Annotated in this window: 19 protein-coding genes; 7 read left to right on the forward strand and 12 right to left on the reverse strand. The window is 58.0% G+C overall.

The genetic code is table 11. The features are described 5' to 3' along the window. Positions 1–15: 15 nt before the first annotated feature. Positions 16–993, reverse strand: a complete 978-nt coding sequence (locus AC5S27_RS22325) for a hypothetical protein (protein WP_493936763.1) — start codon at positions 991–993, stop codon at positions 16–18. A 316-nt stretch (positions 994–1,309) separates the two neighbouring features. Between AC5S27_RS22325 and AC5S27_RS22330 the strand changes: the two genes are divergently transcribed. The 3 genes from AC5S27_RS22330 to AC5S27_RS22340 all read left to right on the forward strand — a co-directional run bounded on the left by AC5S27_RS22330 (position 1,310) and on the right by AC5S27_RS22340 (position 3,044). After that, complete coding sequence (locus AC5S27_RS22330; RefSeq protein ID WP_493936764.1) at positions 1,310–2,023, forward strand: Abi family protein; 714 nt, start codon at positions 1,310–1,312, stop codon at positions 2,021–2,023. Positions 2,024–2,385: 362 nt separating this feature from the next. After that, positions 2,386–2,613 carry a hypothetical protein gene (locus tag AC5S27_RS22335; protein WP_493936765.1) on the forward strand — a complete coding sequence of 76 codons (228 nt, stop codon included), beginning with the start codon at positions 2,386–2,388 and terminating at the stop codon, positions 2,611–2,613. A gap of 5 nt (positions 2,614–2,618) precedes the next feature. Next, positions 2,619–3,044, forward strand: a complete 426-nt coding sequence (locus tag AC5S27_RS22340) for a putative toxin-antitoxin system toxin component, PIN family (protein ID WP_493936766.1) — start codon at positions 2,619–2,621, stop codon at positions 3,042–3,044. Between the two features lie 307 nt (positions 3,045–3,351). Here the strand turns inward: AC5S27_RS22340 and AC5S27_RS22345 are convergent, their stop codons facing one another. The 3 genes from AC5S27_RS22345 to AC5S27_RS22355 are packed head-to-tail and all read right to left on the reverse strand — an operon-like array spanning position 3,352 to position 5,479. Next, positions 3,352–3,792, reverse strand: coding sequence for a gamma-butyrobetaine hydroxylase-like domain-containing protein (locus tag AC5S27_RS22345; RefSeq protein WP_493936767.1), 441 nt, complete (start codon positions 3,790–3,792; stop codon positions 3,352–3,354). A 35-nt stretch (positions 3,793–3,827) separates the two neighbouring features. Then, positions 3,828–4,643 (reverse strand): sulfite exporter TauE/SafE family protein, encoded by an 816-nt coding sequence (locus AC5S27_RS22350; RefSeq protein ID WP_493936768.1) that lies wholly within the window; start codon positions 4,641–4,643, stop codon positions 3,828–3,830. Between the two features lie 35 nt (positions 4,644–4,678). Continuing rightward, positions 4,679–5,479 carry a sulfite exporter TauE/SafE family protein gene (locus tag AC5S27_RS22355; protein WP_493936769.1) on the reverse strand — a complete coding sequence of 267 codons (801 nt, stop codon included), beginning with the start codon at positions 5,477–5,479 and terminating at the stop codon, positions 4,679–4,681. Between the two features lie 98 nt (positions 5,480–5,577). Here AC5S27_RS22355 and AC5S27_RS22360 point away from each other — a divergent pair, with 98 nt between their 5' ends. Next, complete coding sequence (locus tag AC5S27_RS22360) at positions 5,578–6,120, forward strand: AAA family ATPase (protein WP_493936770.1); 543 nt, start codon at positions 5,578–5,580, stop codon at positions 6,118–6,120. Positions 6,121–6,212: 92 nt separating this feature from the next. On the opposite strand, the gene AC5S27_RS22365 is transcribed toward AC5S27_RS22360, so the two are convergent. Next, entirely contained in the window at positions 6,213–7,505 is a 1,293-nt protein-coding gene (locus AC5S27_RS22365; protein ID WP_493936771.1) for a hypothetical protein, read from the reverse strand. Positions 7,506–7,827: 322 nt separating this feature from the next. On the opposite strand from AC5S27_RS22365, the gene AC5S27_RS22370 reads away from it, so the two are divergent. After that, on the forward strand, positions 7,828–8,745 hold the full coding sequence (locus AC5S27_RS22370; protein ID WP_493936772.1) for an FKBP-type peptidyl-prolyl cis-trans isomerase: 918 nt from the start codon (positions 7,828–7,830) through the stop codon (positions 8,743–8,745). A gap of 44 nt (positions 8,746–8,789) precedes the next feature. Here the strand turns inward: AC5S27_RS22370 and AC5S27_RS22375 are convergent, their stop codons facing one another. The 6 genes from AC5S27_RS22375 to gyrB all read right to left on the reverse strand — a co-directional run bounded on the left by AC5S27_RS22375 (position 8,790) and on the right by gyrB (position 19,405). After that, positions 8,790–9,578: an ATP-binding cassette domain-containing protein gene (locus tag AC5S27_RS22375; RefSeq protein ID WP_493936773.1), complete on the reverse strand. Its 789-nt coding sequence runs from the start codon at positions 9,576–9,578 to the stop codon at positions 8,790–8,792. A gap of 30 nt (positions 9,579–9,608) precedes the next feature. Then, positions 9,609–11,480 (reverse strand): amidase, encoded by a 1,872-nt coding sequence (locus AC5S27_RS22380; RefSeq protein ID WP_493936774.1) that lies wholly within the window; start codon positions 11,478–11,480, stop codon positions 9,609–9,611. A 190-nt stretch (positions 11,481–11,670) separates the two neighbouring features. After that, positions 11,671–13,323 (reverse strand): alpha-L-fucosidase, encoded by a 1,653-nt coding sequence (locus AC5S27_RS22385; protein ID WP_493936775.1) that lies wholly within the window; start codon positions 13,321–13,323, stop codon positions 11,671–11,673. An 85-nt stretch (positions 13,324–13,408) separates the two neighbouring features. Further along, on the reverse strand, positions 13,409–13,828 hold the full coding sequence (locus AC5S27_RS22390) for a hypothetical protein (RefSeq protein WP_493936776.1): 420 nt from the start codon (positions 13,826–13,828) through the stop codon (positions 13,409–13,411). A gap of 291 nt (positions 13,829–14,119) precedes the next feature. Then, complete coding sequence (locus AC5S27_RS22395; protein WP_493936777.1) at positions 14,120–16,555, reverse strand: EAL domain-containing protein; 2,436 nt, start codon at positions 16,553–16,555, stop codon at positions 14,120–14,122. A 264-nt stretch (positions 16,556–16,819) separates the two neighbouring features. Beyond that, positions 16,820–19,405, reverse strand: a complete 2,586-nt coding sequence (gyrB, locus tag AC5S27_RS22400; protein WP_493936778.1) for a DNA topoisomerase (ATP-hydrolyzing) subunit B — start codon at positions 19,403–19,405, stop codon at positions 16,820–16,822. A gap of 535 nt (positions 19,406–19,940) precedes the next feature. Here gyrB and AC5S27_RS22405 point away from each other — a divergent pair. Continuing rightward, positions 19,941–20,108, forward strand: a complete 168-nt coding sequence (locus AC5S27_RS22405; protein ID WP_493936779.1) for a hypothetical protein — start codon at positions 19,941–19,943, stop codon at positions 20,106–20,108. Positions 20,109–20,231: 123 nt separating this feature from the next. Beyond that, positions 20,232–21,107 carry a hypothetical protein gene (locus tag AC5S27_RS22410; protein ID WP_493936780.1) on the forward strand — a complete coding sequence of 292 codons (876 nt, stop codon included), beginning with the start codon at positions 20,232–20,234 and terminating at the stop codon, positions 21,105–21,107. A gap of 108 nt (positions 21,108–21,215) precedes the next feature. On the opposite strand, the gene rpmA is transcribed toward AC5S27_RS22410, so the two are convergent. Next, positions 21,216–21,479, reverse strand: coding sequence for a 50S ribosomal protein L27 (gene rpmA, locus AC5S27_RS22415; RefSeq protein WP_493936781.1), 264 nt, complete (start codon positions 21,477–21,479; stop codon positions 21,216–21,218). Positions 21,480–21,492: the final 13 nt, after the last annotated feature.

A 21,492-nucleotide genomic window follows, 5' to 3' on the forward strand; every position in this document is an offset into this window, starting at 1 on the left:
GAAAAATCGAGAAAATTATTTTCTTTCGCTCGTGTTCTGCAACTTGAGTGAACGCTTCAACGCTCTAATCGTTATTTCGACATATTCTGCGAGTGCGTCAATGTCCTCTTCACTGCGGGCGTCTCCGAAGAGTTCCATTTTTGCGCTAAAATCCCCAGACAGTGCCCACGAATAGGACCTCATCTTCGGAGGGACTACCTCGTATTTAGGTGAATTCGTTACGACTACAGGTGGTCCATCTGTAGCTAAGACCTGCCCAACCGGCTTGTCAACTGCCCAGCCCGTCACGACACTCGTTTCCCCGATTGGCAGGCCTGTGTCGCTTCCATCGACAAATGCCCAAAGACCATCTTGAGATAAGGCTCGAATTCGGCGCGGCTCTGAAAACTGTATCTGCCCGTTTGATTCCCACTGGATAAAGTCCCCAATTTGTGGCGAATGTTGCTGCTCATTATCTTCATCTTTTTCCTGCTTCGACTCCAAAATCTTCAGATCTGATAAACCAGCGATTTCTAGCGTATCCCTAAAGTCACGAACAAACCCGTCTACAGCAGAGGGATTGAATTTGCAAACAGTAATAAGGTCTGATTTGAGGCTTGAGTCTGACGGCAGGCCCGTGTGACGGTATTCCTCCATCACCTGCTGATAGATTTCCGGACTAACAGCACAGTCCCTAATTGCCTTCTGCCTGCGTGGATCATCCGAAGGACGCGCAACAATCTCAATTCCACGCTGCGTCAGCTTAATCCGATCGGTGGTCTCGTCCACGAGACCAAAGCTCTTTAGAGCAGATAGAGTGCGTGCTGCTTCGCTATGTAGCTTGTCGTATCCCATGTGCTTCAACGCAGCTAGCTTGGGCGACGCTGCTAAACCGTCAGCCTTATAAAGCGCTTCAATTTTTGCTATCGCTGCGCGCAAGCCAATCGCTGGATAGTTTGGGCTGCGGTGCCTCGGCTTTTGGTCTTTTTTAGCTGGTGCTCGCGATTCAGTCATGCAATTCGCCCTCATGCTATGACTAGGCTACCACGCTATACGATGACACGCATCGATAGTCCTACATAATTTTTATCATGGTAAATTTGACAAAGTACATGAAGACGTAGATGATTAGAGAGTCTTATCCAAACGCAGGCGAAGGCTGGAGCCTTAGTCGGCCCGTAGTTTGTACTCTTCGTATTGAAGAACTTGTTAGAAGACTTTCCGCACAAATGGAGAAAGCCGCCCAAGAGGGCGGCTTTCTCATACATCCGTCGGTCTGGAGACATGCAAGCAGCGGTCCGCCCAAACCCTACCTTCTGAGTATACCCACGTGACGATTGAAGATCAAGAGTCGTTTGCATATACGGAGACCGATCTGGTCACGTTCGAGAAGTACATCTCCTCTGAACGGCTTGCTGCATACATTGCGTATGCGCGAGGTGACAAATGGACTGCCATTAAGCTATACGAGCGGAATACAGAACTTTCTGAGGCTCTATATGGAGTTCTTCAGGGCTTGGAAGTCGCGCTTCGGAACGCGATCCATGACTTGATGACGAGAAAGACTGGATCCGCGGAGTGGTACGAATCATTCACTTTTCAAGACACGGAATCAGATGAAATTTCTCAGGCCAAAGCTAAGATTATTGAACGTCCGGCAATCCTCACGCCTGGACGCGTTATCGCTGAATTGAAATTCGGCTTTTGGGTTCGACTCTTCTCTCATGCCTACGACAAAACTCTCTGGGTTCCACACCTGCGAACCATCTTCCCTATGCGCCTCGATGGAAAGCGCACATTCGTTCACGGAAGGTTGGTCGAACTCAAGACCCTACGAAATCGCATCGCTCACCACGAGCGCATCACCTGCGGCAAACGTGACGTGCAGAAGGACTACGAAGAACTCTTGCAGACAATCAGCTGGATCAATCCCACCATGCGCCGTTGGGTTGAATCAACCAACTGCTTCCCCACCCGCTTCGCCAAAAAGCTACCAAAACGAACAATAGTTGAGCCAAACCTATCGGGAGAGTCGACATCATAAGACACGGCCTTGGACAGGTGGCGCGAGTCTGAAATACAACCAATGCGGTGCCCCACACCTCGCTCCTAATATGTAGGTATCCCAAAGCGTGACCAAGCCGTCGCAAGCAAAGCTCCAAGCGTCCACCACCAACCCAAATCACATTCCGCCCCAACCACAAAACCCAGCCCTGTTCCCGCCTTTGCTTTCCGCCTGTCCTTCGCGCCAGGGAATCTGCTCCTAAGCGCCAAAGGCGCGCCGCCATACCAGCCTGGCCCAGAGGGCCAGGTAGCCGCGACCCAAGAAATCCCAAGGGCTGAAGGCCCGCTCCATCGCCCCGTCTTCGTCGCCCCGATTTTCTCGAACTGGAGTAAACTCTTGCAATGCCAGCCGAGACCCAATCCGCGCCAGCACAATCCATCAAGGCCCGGCTCGATGCCGCTCGCGAGGAACAGGATCGCCTGCGCGCAATCCTATCCCCGGAAGAATTCGCGGCAGACCGTGCCGAAAAGTGGGCACAATTCAACGCCCTCTGCGAGGAAATGAGCCGGCAGGCACAGGCCAATGGATTGACCGAAGAGATTCTCGCCGAAATCCTCGCAGAAGAATAATCGGCATGTCCAGTCACATCCCCTCGCGGGATCGGATCGTCATCGATACCAACATCTTCATCAGCCACATTCTCCGGATCCGCTCCATCCCGTCCCCGGCAGTCCTCAGGGCGCAAAGCGTGGCGGAAATCCTCATCTCACCAGCTATCGCAGAAGAACTGGCGAACGTGATCCTCCGCCCAAAGTTTGAACGTTACATCAGCGCAGCGGATCGAGAGACCGCGCTCTCCAGACTGCTGGCCGCTGCGACGTATTTCGAACCTTCCATTACCATCCGCGCCTGTCGCGACCCCAAAGACGACAAATTCCTCGAACTAGCCGTAGACGGCCACGCCGACTTGATCGTCTCCGGCGATCAGGACCTACTAGTCCTAAGTCCGTTCCGCGGCATCCCGATTGTCAACCCAACGCAGTATCTCGCCGAAGACTAACTGACCTGGAATCAACGCCAAAACTCTCTCGGTGGAATTGCGTTCAATTAATTCCGAAAAGCGCATAATCAAAAGTGCGTAACGATCTATCAGGTTGAAGACCAAGGGCAAAGCGCACCAATGACTGCACAAACGCGCGCAAATGCGCACCAGAAACACCGTCATCCCCTTGATTCTAAAAGGGATATTCGCTAAACTGACCCCCTCCCCCCTTCACTCTACAATTGGTCGCCTTAAAGTTCCAGGCGGAACGATTATGGCGAGATAAGCGAGTCCAGATGAGCGGAGCAAGCTTAACGGGGCAAGATTAACTGGTCGATCGGCAAAGCGTGCACTGGCAGTTCCGGCGCAGAAAGTCCCACGAGTAGATGCCGCTGGAATGACCGTCCTGCCAGTTGAACTGGATCGCGTAGCGCCCCACAGCCTGCGCGCTCGCCGGACGCGGCGGAGCTTCGTACATCTGCAATAGGTTCTTCGCCTTAGACTTTGGTTCGCCGGGCTGTCGGCCGTCGAGCTTGCGCTCTTCCACGCATGTCGCGCAGGGGCAGGCGGCACGCAGCCAGGCAAAGTTCCACTGGCTCTTATGCCCGTCTTCCCAATCGATCTCCATGCCGGTGCCTTCGGTCTTGAGAACGCGCACCTTGGCCGGGGTCAGCGCCGCCTTCGAAAGATGACTGGCCCGCTGCTCTTCCCGCTCTAATTGTTGCTGCTCCTCTTTGCTGAGGAAGCGAATTCCTTCGTGACTCATACTTCTATTCTGCCTGAAATCGGCGGGACGGCGCGTTAGTGGTGATTTTGCCAGAAGAAGTAAGCCGCCATGCCAAGTCCGACGGTGACGACGACGGCGCGTAGAAAGGTGGGATTGAGCCGCTGCGAGATACGCGCTGACAGATAGCCGCCGATGGCGCAAGTGACCATCGCCGCAAGGCAGTAGCGCCACTCCACCTTGCCGCTGAAGGCGAAGAGGACGCAGGCCATGCCGTTGGCCATGGTGGTCGAAACGACCTTCATGGCGTTCATCTCGTTGAGGTCCTGGAAGCCGAAGACGGAGAGCAGCGAGATGATCAGAAAGCCCGCGCCTGCGCCGAAGTAACCGATGTAAAAGCAGACCAGCACAGTCAGGATTACCAGCGGCCAGTAGTTACGCGGAACGTCCGTAGTCGCCTTGCTGCGCGTCCGGCGCTGGATCAGCTTCATCACCGGCCCGCTGACCGCAAAGACGACGGCGGCGAAGAGCAGCAGCCACGGAACGAGATTGAGGAAGGTCTTCGCCGGGGTGTTGAGCAGGATGATCGCGCCAACCGAGCCGCCGACAAAGCCGGCGCCAGCCATCATCCAGGCCAGGCGCTTGTGCTTCTTCACTTCGTTGAAGTAGCCGGCGATGGAGGTGAGTTGCCCGGGCCACAGCGCGACTGTGTTGGTGGCATTCGCCTGGATCGGCCCGAGGCCGACGGCCAGCATGGCCGGGAAGCTGAGGAAGGAACCGCCGCCGGCGACAGCGTTCAGAGCGCCGCCGAGAAACGACGCGATGAAGAGCCATGGAATGCGCCAGTCGATTGATTGAAAGGGCATCCATGCGGAGATGAGAAAGGCGTGCATCTGCCTCTATTCTAGCGAGCGCCGTTCCGGTTTGCTCAGCCCTTCGGACCGTAGGCGTGCCAGAAGAAGTAGGCCGCTGTGAGAAATCCTACGCTTGCGACCAGCCGCCGCATCACCTTCTGGTTGACGCGTTTGCTGAACATAGCTGCGACGTAGCCGCCGATGGCCGCGAGCACTGCCATTTGCCAGCAGTAGGCCCAGACCACGTTATGGCTGTAGATGAATACGGCGACAGCGATGCCGATGGAGACAACGGCCGTTACGACTTTGAGCGCATTCATCTCGTGGATGTCGGTGACGCCGCAGAGGCCGAAGAGAGCCATGACCAGGAATCCGCCGCCCGCGCCGAAGTAACCGACGTAGGCGCTGACCACAACCATGCCGACGATCAGCCAGAAGTCGGATCGAGGCGCGTCAGCAGCCTTGCGGGTGGCCAGCCACTTACCGAGCGGTTCGCTGAGCACAAACATGACCGCAGCGAAGAGCAGCAGCCACGGGAGCAGGTAAAGGAAGCGCTTGCTGGGCGTGATCACCAGCAGCCATGCGCCGACGAGGCCGCCGATGAGCGACGCAATACCGAGCGGCAGCAGGCGTTTAGCGTGCGCGCTGAGCTTGTCGCGATAGGCGATGACGGAGGTGACCTGTCCGGGCCAGAGCGCGACGGTGTTGGTGGCGTTGGCGGAGACCGCGCCGACGTTGGTGCCCTTCATTGCGTTCAGCAGCGCAGGCAGGGAGAGGAAGGAGCCGCCGCCAGCGACAGTGTTCAATGCGCCAGCCAGAAACGATGCCACAGGCAGCCAGAGGAGCTGCAAAATATGCCCTAGAGAGGAATCCATACCTCACTCTAATTGCTTGATTTGATTTCATGAAGGCAAATTTCACGCCTCTATACTGAAGGCATTCTGTGCCACGGAGCATTCAAGAGGCTGATCGCATGAGGCTGATCTTTATCTACGGCTTGCCTGCCACGGGCAAGCTGACAGTTGCGAAAGAGCTGGTGGCGTTGCCAGGGCTGGCTGGCTACAAGCTGTTTCACAATCACCTGGTGGTTGACCTGCTGCTTTCTACCTTTGAGTTTGGCAGCAAGCCGTTTGTCGAACTGCGCGAGCAGATCTGGCTTTCGTTCTTCGAGCAGGCGAGTCTTAACTGGACTCCGGGGTTGATCTTCACGTTCAATCCTGAGACTTCAGTGCGCCCGACATTTGTTCCACAGGCCGTCGCTACGATCACAGCAAACGGCGGCACGGTGGACTTCGTTGAGTTGGTCTGTCCGCTCGTGGAACTGAAGCAGCGTATCAACAGCCCTTCGCGGTTGGAGTACCGGAAGCTGAGTTCGCTTGCGCTCTTTGAGGAGTTGGAGGTGCGTGGCGAGTTCGATACGTCGCACATGCCTAAGGCTCGCGTCACTGTCGACACGGGCCAGCTTCCGGCCGCCGAAGCAGCAACGCGGATCGCGACGGAGCTAGGATTGGTGTAGCTGAGGCAGGAGCGCACAGTGGAGATTTCGTGACGACTTGCTGCTTTTGCTCTCTTGGGTCTGCTCCACCAGGTGGCCGATCAGATTGAACTTCAGTGTGCGACCAGAAGAACACCGTGATAGTAGGTTGCCGTACCATTTCGTACAAGCGGCGCGAAATGGCAGTCCAAACCCATTGCTACGACCGGAATCACAAGTACAGCAGGGGAACCCGCATCTACATTAGTCCCATAGCCCTCGCCCGTCAGCTTGCCTGCCTCATTTACCGAAATGCTCGTCGGGGTAACTCGTCCTGACTTAGGTGCCTTTGAGACGAGCTTCGCGTTGCAGCCGCTCATCTGCTTCAGTAACTCTGCACCTTTGAGAGTCGGAAGTGGATCAGCAGCTTTCGAGGTGAAGTGCAGTACCAATGGCATTTCCATCTGGACGGGAACGCCGTCCACAACGAGCGGCTTGAACTTGTATCGGAGCGCCTGCTTCATCCCAAAGTCTTCCAAGCCAGGTTGATCTGAATTGTGTTTTGCAGTCTCCCGGACCTGGCCTGTTCGATCCGTTCGTGCGTATACGATCATGTAGCCTTCAGTCTTACCTTCCCGTACTGTTGGCCAATCGATTGCGGGTGCTGACTCTATCAAACTCTCTTCCTTACGAGTTGATATGAAGGTTGTTTTGATCTGTTGATCAGGAGGAGTGGGCGTGTTAACCGTAACGAGGTCTTCTGGAACTTCCCGCAGTTCTTCGAGTACGGTCAGATGAGCAACGATCTGTTTGTAGTCCAGCACGTCAGTCTTGTACGTACGGGCTACTTCCTTTTTGCCAAATGATTTCCAGTCTTCGAACTCCATCGCATAGTTCATTGTCAGCACCGACTTGAGGTGAGGCTTTGTTCCGCTGAAGCAAACATCGCCCCAAGTCATCACGTCGGTGATCCCGCCTGGCCTGTCATCGCGTCCTAGGCAGCTATTCGTAATCTGCTGTCCAAGCATCACAACTCCGCCGTGTCCTTTGAAGTTCTCGATCATTGGAATCGGCTCAAGGATGGCATCAACGAAACTCTCAAGCCAGCGAGGATAGTAATCCCCGGAATTCGTTTCTTGCACGTTTGCGTCATTCACTATGCGTGTCTGGCTGAAGGATGGTGAGGTGATGACGGTTTTATATCTCTGTTTTGCCGCCCACCATACTTCTATCCGGGCAGAATAGGGTGATTTGGTATCTCCAACCATTAGCACGGCATGGAATGGCATCCCCTCATCTGTAAGAGAGGAGACCTTTAGCGCTCGGGCCAGGGCAGTGTCGGCATCGGTCCGTTCTCCTTGCAATTGCGGAAAACTGGGAATCTGGCCTTGGATTTCAGGCACACAGATCACAAGCAGCAGCGACATAAAAAGTCTGACGGGGGACATGGGTAAATACTACAACGGCGGAGTTAGTAGCAACGACCGATGATTCGGAAGTACATTTACGTAGGGTATGCGTAGTCAGGTTGTCGGCAACTTCGCGTTCGAGGATGCGAATGGGCTGAATCAAGGCCATCAAAACCTGCGATTTTGACGTTTGGTGTCGTGTTCCTTTCTATCTTTTGGCAGGCTTGGGTTCCTGTTGCTGCCCATTGGAATCCAGCGATTGCGGCGGGGCTTGTGCAGAGAATTGGGACTTACCTGATAGACTCCGGTTGAAGTCTAACTCTGGAGTTTCCTCATTCTTATGAAGCGAATTGCCCTGATTCTTGCGTTGGCCGCGCCTGCCGCTGTTGCGTTTGCGCAGACGGCCACTGCCCCTAAACCAGCTACACCAAAGACGGCGACGACTACGAAGCCGGCTACGGGCGCGCGAACCGGAACGGCTTCGGCTTACGGCCCGAAGCTGCCGCCAGGTGTGCCTCCTGCGCGCGGGCTGGTCAAGACCGCCTTTGCGCTGAAGTACCAGGACATCAAGGTCGGCACCGGGCCGCTGGCCGAGCCGAATAAGCTCTACGAGGTGCACTACACGGGTTGGCTGGCTTCGGATGGCACCAAGTTTGATTCTTCTTACGACCACCGCAGTCCTGTTCTCGACAAGGACGGCAAGCCGGAGAACGACGCCGACGGGAAGCCTAAGCTGGGCGAGCCGCAGCCGCTGACCTTTCCGCAGGGTTTCGGCAAGCTGATTCCGGGCTGGGATCAGGGTTTTGAGGGAATGCATGTGGGCGGCAAGCGCCGCCTCTTCATCCCCTACCAGTTGGCTTATGGAGCAAACGGACGGCCGCCGAAGATTCCGGCTAAGTCGGATCTGATCTTCGACGTGGAGCTTGTCTCGGTGAAGGATCTGCCGATGCGTCCGGGTGGCCCGGGGATGCCGGGCGGGATGCCGAACGGGCGTCCGATGCCGCCGCGACCTGGGATGCCGGGAGCACCCGGTGCACCGCCAAGCCCGGGAAGCGCGCCTGCTCCGGGAACGCCTCCGCCTTCGCCTACGCCCTCGACGACTCCGAAGCCGGTTGACCCCGCGCAGCCAAATCCGGGTACGCCTGCGCCGACGACGGTTCCATCTCCTGCGCCTCCGCCGGCACCGAATGCGACGCCGAATCCGCCGACGAGCACAACTCCGGACAAACCGGCGAATCCGGCGCAACCGAACAAGTAATTCATCTCAATCAAGCAAGAGAACTGCCGGGCGGCTGAGTGACATCAGTTTTCCGGCAGTTCTGGCGTCGCGGCCAGCAATTGCTGCGTATAGGCCTCGCGGGGATGGGCGCAGAGTTCTTCCGCCTCGCCGGTTTCGATGAGGCGGCCGCGTTCCATGACGGCGATGCGCGTGGAGAGATAGCGCACCAGCGGCATGGAGTGGCTGATGAAGAGATAGGTCAGGCCGTGGTCGCGCTGGAGGGTGCGGAGCAGGTTGATGATCTGCGCGCCTACGCTGACATCGAGCGCCGAGACTGGCTCGTCGAGGACGACGAATTGCGGTTTGAGGGCGAGGGCTCGGGCGATGTTGATGCGCTGGCGCTGGCCTCCGCTGAACTCGTGCGGGTAGCGGGCGAGGGCGGAGTCGTCGAGGCCGACGGAGACGAGCAACTCGCGGGCGGCGGTCTTGAGGGCTGCTTTACGAGTGTCAAGGCCTGCGGCTTTGCCGTGGATCACCAGCGGCTCGGTGACGATATCGAGGACGCGCATACGGGGATCGAGCGCTGCGGATGGGTCCTGGAAGACGGGCTGCATCTGGCGACGGAGGGCTTGAGTCCGGCTGCCACCAACCTCGACTCCGGCCACGCGGATCGTTCCGCTGGTCGGCTCGACGAGGCCGAGGATCATGCGGGCGACGGTGCTCTTGCCGGAGCCGGATTCGCCAACGAGGCCGAGGGTCTCACCGCGCTCGATGATCAGGCTTACGTCGCGGACGGCGAAGTGGTCCTGCTGGCGAAGGCCTTCGCGACGGGGGTAATTCTTGCTGACGGATTGGACTTCGACCAGCGGCATGTCTCGATCTTAACGGGATGGCCGACTGGTCTAGTCGAGTTTGGGATGCAACGTGTGGAAGTCGGTGGCCTGCTGGTAGGCGCGGGCGAAGGCGCAGAGCTTTGCATCCTGATAGTGTCCGGCTAGGAAGGTGATACTGACCGGCGTGTTGGGACCGCCGATATCGTCGTTGTCGCCGTCGTCAACCTTCGGGGGCTTGGGAGCATCAGCACCGCGGAGGCCGTTGGGCAGGATGAGCGCGGGGTGGCCGGTGAGGTTGGTGGCTACGAGCTGGTCGCCGTTGGTGGGGGCGACGATGATGTCCACCTGTTCGAAGAGCTTGGAGAGTTCGCGGATGGCGATGGTACGGGCGCGGTTGGCCTGGATGTATTCGACGGCCGGGTAGAAGCGGGAGACGCGGAAGGAGTTAGGCCAGTCGTAGGGGCCTTGCTCGGTGAGGAGCTTGTCGCGGCCAGTCATGGTGAGGTCGTCGAAGGCGGCCGCGGCTTCCGCGCTCAGCAGCGGGACCATGGCGCCGTAGGGAAGCTTGGGTAGCTCTACGGGGATGAGCGTCACACCCATCTGCTTGAGCTTGGCGAGTGCGGCTAGGTCGAAGCGCTGGTCGTAGACACGGCGGGCGTGGCCGGCGGCGCGCTGGGCGTTGCTGGCTTCGCGGTGCTTCTTTTCTTCCGCGGTTTCGTTGGGTTTGGCTTCCTGGGGCTTGAAGGGCTTGACCGGCTCGAACTCGCTCTTGAGATAGCCGATGCGCAGGGATTTCCAGTCAAGCGAGGCGTCCCAGTTGAAGGCAGCTTCGCGGACGGACAGGTCCTGGCCGTCGGGGCCATAGATCGCGGAGAGGACGATCGCGGTGTCTTCGACGGCGCGGCAGATGGGGCCGAGCTTGTCCATGGTCCAGCTGAGGGCCATGGCTCCGGTGCGTGGGACGAAGCCGAAGGTGGGGCGCAGGCCGGTGTCTCCGCAGCGCGTCGAGGGCGAGGAGATGGAGCCTAGCGTTTCTGAGCCGATGGCGAAGGCGACGCATCCTGCCGAGACGGCGCTGGCCGAGCCTGCCGATGAGCCGCTGGAGCCTTGATTCGTGTTCCATGGGTTGCGGGTCCGGCCGCCGAACCACTTGTCGCCCATGGCGAGCGCGCCGAGGGTGAACTTCGCCACCAGCACGGCTCCGGCTGCGTCGAGGCGCTTGACGACTTCGGCGTCTTCGTCGAAGTGCTGCTGCTCAAAACCGCCTGCTCCCCAGGTGGTTGGGTAGCCCTTGACGGCGAGCAGGTCTTTGGCTCCCCAGGGGATGCCGTGCAGCGGGCCGCGATATTTGCCTGCTGCGATTTCGGCGTCAGCGGCTTTGGCCTGGGCGATGGCGCGCTCTTCGGTGAGCGAGATGACGAAGTGGAGCTTCGGGTCGTAGCGCTTGAGGCGAGCCAGATACATCTGCGTGAGGGCGAGCGAGCTGACTTTGCGGGCTTGGATGAGTCCTGCAAGTTCGCGGACAGAGGCGAAGGCCAGGTCTTCGAGGTTTGCGGGTGCCGGAGTTTCGGCGACATTGCTCCACTTCGGCTCCGCCTTTGCGGTGTCGAGCTTGGCGCCCGGTGGAAGTGGGTCGAAGACGAAGGCTGGGGCGATGCTGTTGGGCATCTTGAGCGCGCGGATGGGTTCGTAGGAGGAGCGCTGGTCATTGAGACCATCCAGCATCATCGTCTTCTGCTCGGCGGTGAGCGTCACGCCAGCAAGAGCCGCTGCATCGTCGAGGAGCTGCGGCGTGATCTTTGGCAATTCCTTACCCTCTTTCTGCGCTTGCGCGGTGAGGGTGTAGAGAACGCCGGGAAGAAGTGCTGAGGCGACACCAGCCTTGGTGCATGCGGAGAGGAAGCTGCGGCGGTTCAGGGAGTCCTGCTGATCGGTTGGCAAGTGGGAGGCCTCAAAGCGAAATGGTCTTATCTGCAAGCTACGAGGCTGGCCGGGGATGATGCAAGCTATATTCGTGAGCGGCTTTGATACGCCAGATAGAAGGCTATGAAGCAGTAAATTGCTATCGATACGATGCAGTCCCACCTTCACCGGCAAACTTCGCCGGCGAAGGTGGGACCATTACATTTCTTTACTTTGTTGCGATCTTGAATGCATAGGCGTACTTGCAGGTTGCTGATGAGGGTATCTTGATGTTGAGTGCGTCGGATGTCTGTTCGAAGGTGGGCTTATCCGTTGAGCCGATGAGTTCGATCGAGTCGATGCTTAGGCCCTTGCCTTCTTTTGCAGTGCCCAGCGACTGGATGGAGATACTTGAGGAGCCGGCTGCAGGGCAGGCCATTTCGATGGCGTAGACGGTGCTGCCCTTGGCGGTGAAGCGGAAGTCTTCCGGCGTATAGGGCTTGGTGTCCTGATCGTGGAAGGCGCCTGCGATGACCTTGGTGGGGCCTTCTCCGTAGACCTTCCATGGCGTGGTGGCATAGACGGCTTCGCCGTTGGCCTTGAGCCAGACGCCCATTTCCTTGAGCGTGGACTGGATCTGGTCAGGGATGGTGCCGTCCGGTTTGGGACCGATGTTCAGCAGCAGGTTGCCGTTCTTGCTGACGATGTCGACAAGCTGGTTGATGAGGAACTGCGGACCCTGGTAGTGGTCGTTGTCGATGTATCCCCAGGAGAGGGTGCTGATGGAAGTATCGGTTTGCCAGTGGTTCGGTTCGATGGCATCGAGCTGGCCGCGTTCGAAGTCGCGGACTGCGGAGGTCCAGTCCATCGCGTAGTACTTGAAATTCACAACGCCGGTGTAACCATGAGCAGCAGCGTAGTTGTAGTAGAAGGCGTCGAATTCGGTGACGCGATCACGGAAGGCGGGGTGGCCGATCCACCAGTCGTAGTAGACCAGTTCGGGCTTGTACTTCTCGACCAACTCGGTCATCCGGGCCAGCCAGTCAGCGGTCCATGCGGGACTGACGTAGGTCCAGTCGTCATTCAGGCCGCCGTCGGGATGGTGTTCCCCTTCAATCTGGTTCTGCGCGGGGCCGTAGAGCGAGGCATACTTCGGATCGTTCACGTCGGACTTGAAGAAGCGGCCGCCGCCGAAGAAGAAGTCATGCTCGGCGCGGTGGGAAGACAGGCCGAAGTGCAGGCCCTCGGCACGAACTGCTTTCGCCAGTTCCCCGGTGATATCGCGGTGCGGACCCATCTTCACCGAGGTCCAATCCGACAGGCCGGAGTCGTACATGGAGAAGCCGTCGTGGTGCTCGGCGACGGGAACGACATACTGTGCGCCTGAATCCTTGAATAGCTTCGCCCAAACCGCCGGGTCCCACTTCTCTGCCTTGAACTTGGGGATGAAGTCCTTGTAGCCAAACTTGTCCTGCGTGCCGAAGGTCTTGATGTGGTTGGCGTAGACAGGATCTTTCTCCTGGTACATGTTGCGCGGATACCACTCGCTGCCGAAGCCGGGCACAGAGTACACGCCCCAGTGGATGAAGATGCCAAACTTGGCGTCCTTGTACCACTGCGGCTGCTGATACTTGCGGAGGCTCTCCCACTCAGGGCGATAGGGGCCGTCATGCGCCTGACGGTCTGCTTCCTTGAGCAGAGTTTCGCGCTGCTTGTCGTACTTGGAGACAGACTTCTGCCATTCCTGGTCGATCTCGGCTGCGGACTTGACGTTGTGCGTAGGGGCTAGAGGATCGGCTGGCGCCTGGGCCATCAGCAACGGAGCCGAAAGCAGCAGCACAGCGGAGAGCGAGCGGAGTGAAGTGGACAGCGAAATTGTCATAAGCCCGCATAGTAAACGGTAAAGTAGAACTGGCGCAATCGATTTTGAGCAAATTGATGACTACGCGGTTTTGCGGGCCTGCCGCCTACGGCGTTGCCGGCATCACTTTGCATGGACCGTAATCCTTGCCCAGCTTTTCCACGAGGAAGGTCCGGTTGCTCGTGTCGTTCTTGCCGTTTTTCTTCTTCTTGCCTACCACCTTCACGCGATCCCCGGCCTTAACGTCGGCGGTGATGCCCAGCAACTTGAAGGTCTGCCTGTCACCTTCGTTCTGTAGCTCAAGCCCGTCGGGACCGGCAACCGCGCAACCACGCAGCGTATGCGAATGCTTGATGGAGTAGTAGATGCCGATCCCGATGCCCGCGCCGATGACGGCGATGGCTATCGAGATAAGCACAATGTCTTTGGTGAAATCGAGGTTGTCTGCCTTTGCCGGTTTCGGCGGAGCGGCGAGCGCGAGACAGAGTAACAGAGCAATGGCGCGGACGATAACTTTCAATCGCATATCAGGCTCATTTCTGAAGGAATAAGACGCTCGACGTGAAGCTTTCAGAAAACCTCCAGCCCACTTTCAGCGGTATCGAATCACCGGGAATTTGGGAGGGGAACGATGCTCCTGCTGTTGCGATGCATCACATGGAAGAAGAATGAGCAGGGAGACTTCTATCCATACACGCAACAGCCCGTTTGGAAAACTGGCGATAACTATGCGGTTGAATGAGTTAGGAGTCAAGATAATTCGCAGGCTGGGTTCGTTCGAAGCCCGGTCGCGTAAAGTGGCAAGTTGATCCGCTACTTAGGCCAGCGTGCCAACTGGGCGCATCGGGCTTTCGAGCACCCGCTGCAAAGCCATCTCGGAGGACTCGGGCCGGCCGAGCAGGTAGCCCTGCGCTTCGTCGCAGCCCAGGGTGCGCAGGACTTCCATCTGCTGCTCGGTTTCTACGCCTTCGGTGACGACGCGCAGGTTGAGCGCGTCGGCCATGGCGAGTACGGAACGGACCATGCTCACCGTGGCGGGATTGGTGGTCAGCTCACTGACAAAGGAGCGATCGAGCTTCACTGCGTCAATCGGCATGCGCTGCAGGTAGCTGAGCGAGGAGTAGCCGGTGCCGAAATCGTCCAGCGCGATGCTGAGGCCCAGGCGCTGCAACTCGCGAATGCGCGCTACGGCCAGGTTGAGGTCGCGGATGAAGATGCCTTCCGTAATCTCCAGCTCCAGCAGGGCCGGTGGGAAGTTGGTGAGGGCTAAAGCTTCGGTTACGGCCTGGGTGAAGTCGGGGCGCATGAACTGCATGGGGGAAATGTTGACAGCCACCCCGATGCGCCGGCCGGAGTCGGTCCAGACCTTGGCCTGACGGAGCGCGTCGTGGAGAATGCGGCGGCCGATCTCGGTGATCAGCCCGGTCTGCTCGGCAATGGGGATGAAGCGGTCGGGCGGGATTGGTCCTAGCTCTTTGCTGGTCCAGCGACAAAGGGCTTCAAAGCGAACGAGCTTGCCGGAGGCGACTTCAAACTGCGGCTGAAAGACGACACGGAACTCATCTTCGCGGATGCCATGCAGTAGAGCTGACTCAATCTGATGGCGCTGAGCCGCGCGCTCCTGGAGACCTGGGTCGGCGAGATAGATGGAGTCACCACCACGTGAGCGAGCTTCCAGCATCGCCGCCCGAGCGTACTTCAGCAGGATATCGGCTTCGGCCTTCGCGCTTTTTCTGGCGCCCCCGGCGGAGCCTCCGGATTCGGAGTGGGAGAACGCTACGCCGATGCTGGCGGAGAGTGGAATGCGGTGCTTGCTCGCTCCGCTGGAACGGTGAAAGATGTCTTTCAGTTCCGCGGCTCTTGAAAGCGTTGCTTCGTCGTACGGAGCAGCTTTCACGAGGACACCGAAAACGTGATCGTCCAGCCGGGCGACAAGTTCTCCTTCGCGGCGGAATGCTGTCAGGCTGCCGCCGAGCTCGCTGAGTACCTCATCGGCAACGGTGCGGCCAAACGTGCCTTTGAGGAAATCGAAGCTATCGATCTCGACGTAGAGTAAGGCCACGCAGCTATCGTTGCCCATGACCGGCTGTAGCGAAGCAATCAGCTGCTGCTCGAAATAGTGGCGGTTGGGAAGATTGGTAATCGGATCGTAGTTGGCGAGAAAAGCGAGGCGGTCGTTCGCTTCCTTCTGGTGCGTAATTTCCTGGCTGATGGAGAAATACTGCGGCTCCTGGCCCTCGGTATGGAGCAGGGTTACGCTGTTGCTGACCCAGGCGACGGAACCATCCTTGCGAATAATCTTTCGCTCCACCTGGTAGTTGCCGTCCGCCTCGGTGGGATCCTTGGAAAAGCGTTGCGCAACGTCCTCGCGCGACTCCGGAGCCATGATGTCGATGACTTTCTTGCCGACCAGCTCGCCCGGTTCTACTCCAACGATTTGCTCAGCCTTCCGGTTTGCCGACAACACGGTTCCGTCCAGACGAAAAATTCCCATGCCTACCGAGGCCGATTCATATGCCTGGCGGAAACGTTCTTCGCTGGCGCGAAGATCTCTGGCCGTACGCTGAAGCTGAACTTCGGCCCGTACGCGCCGCCAGTCAATCCAAATGACGGATGACAGCGCCAGTACCTTGAAAATGCACAGCGCGACCAACTCGCGAATTCCGCGCTGGAGTGTGGTGGAAACCGTGTTGATGCGTTCGGTGGTCGCCGCCTGAAAGGCATCGCCCATCTCCTCCGCAGAACGATTCGCCGCCTCATACATTGTCTTGCCCAGGGTGGGATCAGCGGAGCGCGCCTGCTGCTCGCCGCCGGCCACGGCGGCCAGGAGCAGCTGATCACGCTGCGTACGATAGCTCTGCCAGTCCTGCTCGAATCGTGTGACATTGCCTACAGATGCCAATCCAAGCTGGGAAATTTGTTGCTGAGTGACGGCGACGGCAGCATCACTCTCGCGAAGTTCTCGAATCTCCGGATCGTTTACCTGCAGTTTTGTAGAAGTAGTTACCACACGAAGAAAGTCGCGGCGGCCTTCCTTTACCTGACTGCGCAGACTGGATTCAAGACGTATCGCTTGGATGTCGATGGATTTGAGCTCGGCCAGCTGACGTAAGTCACTTTGAATCATCGGGATGACATGAAGGAAGGCGTAGGTCAGGGTCAGCACGATGATCGCCCCCACCCCGGCGTAGACCGGCGACTGGGTCTTGAGGAGCGAACGAAAACGAGATGTTTCGATGCTGACTTGAGTCAAAGTCTGATTCATTATGGGTACGTTACCACGGTACTACGTATTTCCGTAGAACACGCGCACGAAAGTAATCCAAAAGGGGTAGATGGCACAACAAAATAGATGTAGTGAGTGTTTTGTTTCCCTGTGTTATCAGCACATTACAGGTGGCTCAAAAGGAATTTCTTATGCCCTGACTGAAGACCGAGACTGGAAAATAAATGGCAAGAAAGAAGCTCTCTGGCGACCGCAGATACGCTGCCAGAGAGCCTCTTCGTCTAACTCGTCTTATATGTCGAGATTCTTTACATCAAGTGCGTTGTCTTCAATGAACTTGCGCCGGGCCTCGACATCTTCGCCCATTAGCGTGGTGAAGATGTGCTCGGTTTCGGCGATGTCTTCGAGCTTGACCTGGAGCAGCGTTCGGGCCGCCGGGTCCATTGTGGTCTCCCAGAGCTGCGGAGCTGTCATTTCGCCTAGTCCCTTGTAGCGTTGGACCTGGTACTCGCGCTTGCCCTGCTCGACAACGTACTCGAAGAGCTCGCGAGCGCTGCCTTTTTCGACCGGCTCGCGCTGGCCACGAGCCTTCTTGACCGGCTTGGCGACTGTCGCTTCCGCGGCTTCTACTGCCTCGTCAGCATCGTCTTCGGCTACCTCGGCGACTGTCTTGCCGATGTATTCGATCAGGTATGGCGGTTCGAGCTGGTCCTTGATCAAGGCGTACTTGACCATCATCTGGCGGAACTCGGCGCTGGCGGCAAGAGCCCAGTCGATATGCCGGACTGACGCCTGCGCATCCGTAAAGGTGAACGACCAAGTCTGGTGCTCCTCGTCGACCGCGAGATCGCCGAGCGCGCGGAAGCCGAACTGCTCTGCGAGCGGCTCGAGGGCTGCGCGGAGCGCGACGAGTTTTGGCGGAACGCTGCCGTCTTCGCCGGACTTGAAGTCTTCGCGCTTGGTGAGTTCGGCCTTGGCGAGCAGTTCCGTAACCTTTTCGTTGCGGATGCGCTTGTTCACCTTGTCGAAGAAGCCCAGGTACTCGTCGAGATGGGTCATAAAGGTGGTGAGGTTGGCGCCGTCGATGATCTCGGCTCCCTCGCCATGACGGACAGTGATGCCATCCGAGGCGCGCTTGACCATGACCTTGAGGAACTCTGCGTCGTTCTTGATGTATTGCTCGTAGCGGCCCTTCTTGATCTTGTAGAGCGGGGGCTGAGCGATGTAGACATGACCGCGCTTGATCAGCTCCGTCATGTGACGGAAGAAGAAGGTGAGCAGCAGCGTGCGGATATGCGAACCGTCCACGTCGGCATCGGTCATCAGAATGAGCTTGCCGTAGCGCAGCTTGGTCGGGTCGAAGTCGTCCTTGCCGATGCCGCAGCCGAGAGCTGTGATCATGGCGCGGATTTCTTCGTGGCCCAGCATCTTGTCGTAGCGGGCCTTTTCGACGTTGAGGATCTTACCCTTGAGCGGCAGGATGGCCTGGAAGCGGCGATCGCGGCCCTGCTTGGCGGTTCCGCCTGCCGACTCACCCTCGACGAGGTAAAGTTCGCAACGGTCGGGATTGCGTTCGGAGCAATCGGCGAGTTTTCCGGGCAAGCCGCCGCCGCCAAGTGCGCCCTTGCGGGTGATGTCGCGGGCCTTGCGGGCTGCCTCACGGGCGCGAGCTGCGTCGATCGCCTTGGCGATGATCTTCTTGGCTACCGGAGGATTCTGCTCCAGGAAGGCACCGAGACGCTCGTTGACGAAAGCCTGCACGGTGCCGGCGATGTCGGAGTTGAGCTTACCCTTGGTCTGGCCTTCGAACTGCGGCTGCGACAGCTTGACGCTGACGACGGCCACCAGGCCTTCGCGCACGTCGTCGCCGGAAAGGTTCTCCTTCACGTCCTTGAAGAGACCCATCGACTGGCCAATGGCGTTGATGGTGCGGGTGAGCGCACTGCGGAAGCCGGAGAGATGCGTGCCGCCGTCTACGGTATTGATGTTGTTGGCGAAGCTGAAGATCGTGTCCGAGTAGCTGTCGTTGTACTGGAGGGCGATGTCGATTTCGACGTTGTCGCGGTTGGCCTCCATGCTGATCGGCTTCTCGTGGAGAACGACTTTGCCCTTGTTCAAATGCTTGATGAACTCGGAGATCCCACCAGCGTAGCGGAACTCGGTCCGCTTCGGTTCGCCAGTCTTCGCGTCCACCTGGCGCTCGTCGGTGAGCGTGATCTGCAGCCCCTTGTTGAGGAAGGCGAGCTCGCGCAGGCGTTGGGCGAGCGTGTCGTGGTTGTACTCGGTGACGGAGAAGATGGTCTTGTCCGGCAGGAAGTGAATCTTGGTCCCACGGCGCTTGCTGACGCCCGTCTGGCGCAGGTCCGAGATGGGGTTGCCGCAGGAGTAATCCTGCTCGTAGGTGAACCCGTCGCGCCAGACTTCGACATTGAATTCCTGGCTGAGCGCGTTCACGCAGCTCACGCCGACACCGTGCAGGCCGCCCGAAACCTTGTAGTTCGATGCATCGAACTTACCGCCGGCATGGAGCTTGGTGAGCACCACCTGCACCGCCGGCATACGCTGCCCGTTGCCTGCGTCCATCATGTCGACGGGAATGCCGCGGCCGTCGTCGCTGACGGTGATCGAGTTGTCGAAGTGGATGGTGACTTCAATCCCGGTGGCGTAGCCGGCCAGTGCTTCATCGACGGAGTTATCCACGACTTCGTACACCAGATGATGCAGCCCCTGGTCGCCAGTCGAGCCAATGTACATGGCAGGACGGAGCCGAACTGCCTCCAGGCCTTCCAGGATTTTGATGTTTTCGCCGGTGTAGCTGCCGCTGTTGGCTGGAGTCGTACCGGAAGAGGAGGCATCGAAGAGATTTTTCGTTGACATGGGCTCGCTTTGGTTGCGCGTTATCAGACATTGTGCTGACTGGCGTTGCGTTTGCCGGGCGCTGTTTCCGACACCGGCCGAATTTTCCACGAAATCCACCAATCTTTTTCACGCCGTCGAGCGTTATCGAGAAAGGTGCGGTTTTGCAGTTGCCGCAATGCTTATTCAGGGGCGTCTTCCAACTCAGTGATCACGCCGGAATATGGCTTGCCTGGCGTTACGCGGGATGGAAACTGGCTGGATCGGCGCACCGGGAACACTCATCATTTTACCATGGCAAGGGGTTCGAGGAGACGATTTCAGTACTCTATTCAGGCGCGATAGGGTACTCTAAAAAGCGGCGCATTGTAGCTCTAAAATTAGATTTAGGTTATCCATTTAAGGGTACTAAAGACATAGTTCCTCCGGTAATTCTACTGTTTCATACTTACTAATTACACTGAAAACGCTGGACTTACAGTTACCTTCCGTTCTATCTCTTAGGTGCGAGCTCTGAGTTACCTAAACCCATTTCGCCCCTGAGAGGAATTTACCTATGAAGATTGCTATCCGCCTTTCCGCCGCCACCCTCGTGATCGCCGCAGCCGTTGCTGGAAACTCCATGGCCAAACCCGCGACCATTGCGACAGCTCCGCACTCCAACCTGCCCGGACCCACCCCGTATTGCAACCCCTTCACGCAGCAGTGCCCGCCCATGCGCTAAGCATAGGGAACAAGTTCTCCACAGGTAGCACGAAAGTGCTAGGGAACGGTTACTGAATTCATAGGGTGCTTGCGTAGAATCGCGCTATTCTGGATGTATTCTCAGGATGGCTGGAGCCTCCGCATGTACTCGTCTCTCGCACAAACGATCACCGTCGATCTGGATGTACTGCTGTCGGTCGCTGTTTGCGTGTTGTTTTTCCGGTCGAGCCTGCGGAAAAACTATCCGTGGATGTTCTCGTACCTTTGTCTTCGAGCCGTCACTGGAGTAGCAGTCTGGTTCCTTCTGTATGGGCCGCTGCTGGCAAGCCCAATGACGTATACAAAGGTGTTCTTCATCGTCCACTGGGCGAGCTACATGATCTCCGCTGTACTGCTTTTTCTGGCCTGCCTGGATGTGTACCGCCAGGCTCTGGCCCCGCTGCAGGGCCTGGTACGCGTGGGGACAACGATCTTCCGCTGGGCAGCTGTAGCATCGGTTCTGGTTACGGCTACAACTTTGTCGTCCCTCAGCACCGGACCGGACCTAACAATCAAGATCGGTATTCTTCTCATGCGGTGCGTCGGCACCACCGAGCTGTGCCTCTTGACACTGCTTGCCCTCAGCATGAGAGCCATTAGCCTGTCGCCGCGTAGCCGTCCTTTCGGGATGGCTATCGGACTGGGTTGGCTTGCCATCATTGACTGCACAGAGTCGAGCGTAGCGGCTCTACAGATTGCCATGAATCCGAGAGTGCAGATTCTCCTGGAATTGGGAGCCATAGTTACCCTTGCGGTTTGGACTTTGTATGCTGCGCTACCGGAAGCGACTTCTCGTAAGACCGTCACGGTTCGCGCAGACTCCACCATCTACAAGTGGGATCAGATTGCCCAGGCTCTCGGACACAAGGGGACGCAGGTGGCCTTGCAACCGACCCAGAGCTTCTTCCTGGTGGATGTGGAGAAGGTTGTCGAACGCGCCTTTACACGCACCTTGAACAGCAAGGAATCTGAGTCCTAAAGCGCCGCCCGTCAATTCCGAAATACAGAAAGGCCAGAACCCGACGGGTTCTGGCCTTTCTTCTTGAAGCACAGGCCCGGGCCAGGTCAAACCTGGGCCGGACGGGAATTACCCAGCCGTGAGCGGCTCTACGAATGCGAAACGGCCCTTGCCGCCACGATCGCGGAACTGCACCGTGCCGCTGATCTTCGCGAACAGGGTGTCGTCCTTGCCGATGCCGACATTCAGGCCGGGCTTGATTGGTGTCCCACGCTGACGGACGATGATCGTGCCACCGGTTACGACCTGCCCGCCGAACGCCTTGACGCCCAGCCGCTGTGCGTTAGAGTCGCGTCCGTTTGTTGAACTACCGCCACCTTTTTTATGTGCCATTGCAAAATCCTTT

This window comes from Acidicapsa borealis, from assembly GCF_059115245.1.